The organism is Okeania sp. SIO2B9 (assembly GCF_010672505.1).
Classification (GTDB): domain Bacteria; phylum Cyanobacteriota; class Cyanobacteriia; order Cyanobacteriales; family Microcoleaceae; genus Okeania; species Okeania hirsuta.
Map to the genome: position 1 here is coordinate 1 of NZ_JAAHGK010001398.1, position 1,891 is coordinate 1,891.

General features: G+C 32.7%; 2 protein-coding genes. Both read right to left on the reverse strand.

The features are described 5' to 3' along the window. The coding region (locus F6K13_RS31120) for a hypothetical protein (protein ID WP_353735743.1) at positions 1 to 1,116 on the reverse strand (1,116 nt) is incomplete at its 3' end. 9 nt (positions 1,117 to 1,125) lie between these two features. Beyond that, positions 1,126 to 1,722, reverse strand: coding sequence for a dynamin family protein (locus tag F6K13_RS31125; RefSeq protein ID WP_287289571.1), 597 nt, complete (start codon positions 1,720 to 1,722; stop codon positions 1,126 to 1,128). Between the last annotated feature and the right edge of the window lie 169 nt (positions 1,723 to 1,891).

Consider the following 1,891-nt stretch of genomic DNA (forward strand, 5'->3'; position numbering starts at 1 on the left):
CAACATCGCCACAGGATTATTAATAGCGAACACATTAATGACAAGAATTACTAGAACTATTTCTTGAAGACGTCTACCAAGAAAACTTAACCAGTCTCCCTTACCCATCAGGGCACCTGTAACTTGACTAGGATCGAGGGTAAGTCCACCAAGTATAGCTTGAATAATTTTCTGAACTTTTTTCTCTTCAGGAGTAAAAGCTTCTTCTGCTCTTCCAAACGTAAACAATCTTTTAATTTTATCGACTTTAAGTTGAAAATCAGATAATTGATTATCTAGTTTTTTTTGCATTTCATGTATGTCTTCCTCAATTAAAATTGGGATTCGTGTTTCCCACTGTTTCAGCTTAGATTCTATGTACGGTGTACAAGCTTCTTTAATATGGTTTCTTATTTTAGTTTTTGATTTTTCACTAAGCACACTTAAAAGAATATCTTTGATGTTAGAAAGTGGCTTAATATCTATTAATTTACGGGAGTCTTGTTGCCAAGTTTCTTTAATTTCTTGAGTATATCCAATTAAATCATCCAGGAGTTTTTCCTTAATCTTGTCACGGTAAAAAAAGATAGTTTTTTCAATATCCCTTTTATCCTTTTCTAATTCCAGTAGTTGTTCCTCTGTTTGCTTGCGTCGCTCTTCTAACTCGTTAAGAGGTTGGTCTAGAGTGAGCTTTTCTTGATTAATTTGTTCGTGAGAATTAGAAACAATTAAACTTAATAATTCTACAGTTGAGTCAAAAGTAGCTGTAACCTTTTCCGGACTTGCTAGGAACTTTTCTAACTCTTCCTCCAACTCAAGAACTCCAGATGAATTTAAAATAGCTTTATCTGCTATTCCTCTGCGTACCTCTAGCGCTCCTAAAGCATTAACAAAGAAAACTCGACGGTTGTAAAAATCTCTATCAAAATCACCTTCTCGATCTATATAATAATCTTCAAAGAAATTTTTTGTTCTTCTTTTTACCTTATCAACCGTTTGTTGTCCTTGTTCTTTAGCTCGGTCAATAAAACTAACAACAATAAAAACATTATTGACCTGACCTGGTTGAAAATAGCTTTCAAAAAAATCTTTTTCATCTTCACCTAAAAGCTTATCTGCTCTCAGAACAAATATGATAGCTTGTGACTATTTCAAAAAATTATGTGCCATTTTTGTTCGAGCTGCATCTTCTTTTAACCCTGGTGAATCTATTAATATTACCCCATTATTACAGAGACGATTATGATGTTCTATTTGAGCATATTCAATCTTACTAAATCTCTCAACATAACCTGCCTGAGCTATATTTTCCTCATCCTCATCTTTAAGTTTAAAATACTCGTTGAAGTCTTTCATGCTGAAAATATCAGGATAATTTTGACCAGAATTATATATAGCTACCTCATCACTATTTCCATAAACTATCTTTGTAATAATTGCGGTACAAGGAAGAAAATCTGATGGCAATACTTCTTCCCCTAACATGGCATTCAGCAGAGTACTTTTACCATTCTTAAACTCGCCAAGAACAAGCACATTAAAAATTCCTTGTTCAATTTCATTAGCCCTTTGAACTAAAATATTAGCATCTCCAGAGCAACCCAAAGCCGGTATTATAGTTACACCAGTTTCTAAAGTTACAGACTTTTCATTTCTTTCTCCCATCAGAACAGAAATATCTCTTAAAGAAGAAGTAATTTTTTCACTTTTTTCCCTAGCTAAATTAAATGCACTATTGTTCATTTTAGCCTCCTAGATATTAGTGATGTAAATTTTTTATTCTTTTGCCATTATACCAATTTCAAAAAATACTGCTAGATCGACTTTTTCTCGTAAGTATAGGAAGTCTAAAAAGAGGCATCGCATCTAGGTAAAATTAATTAAATTTGAGTGCAAATTTTTTCCTATTCCT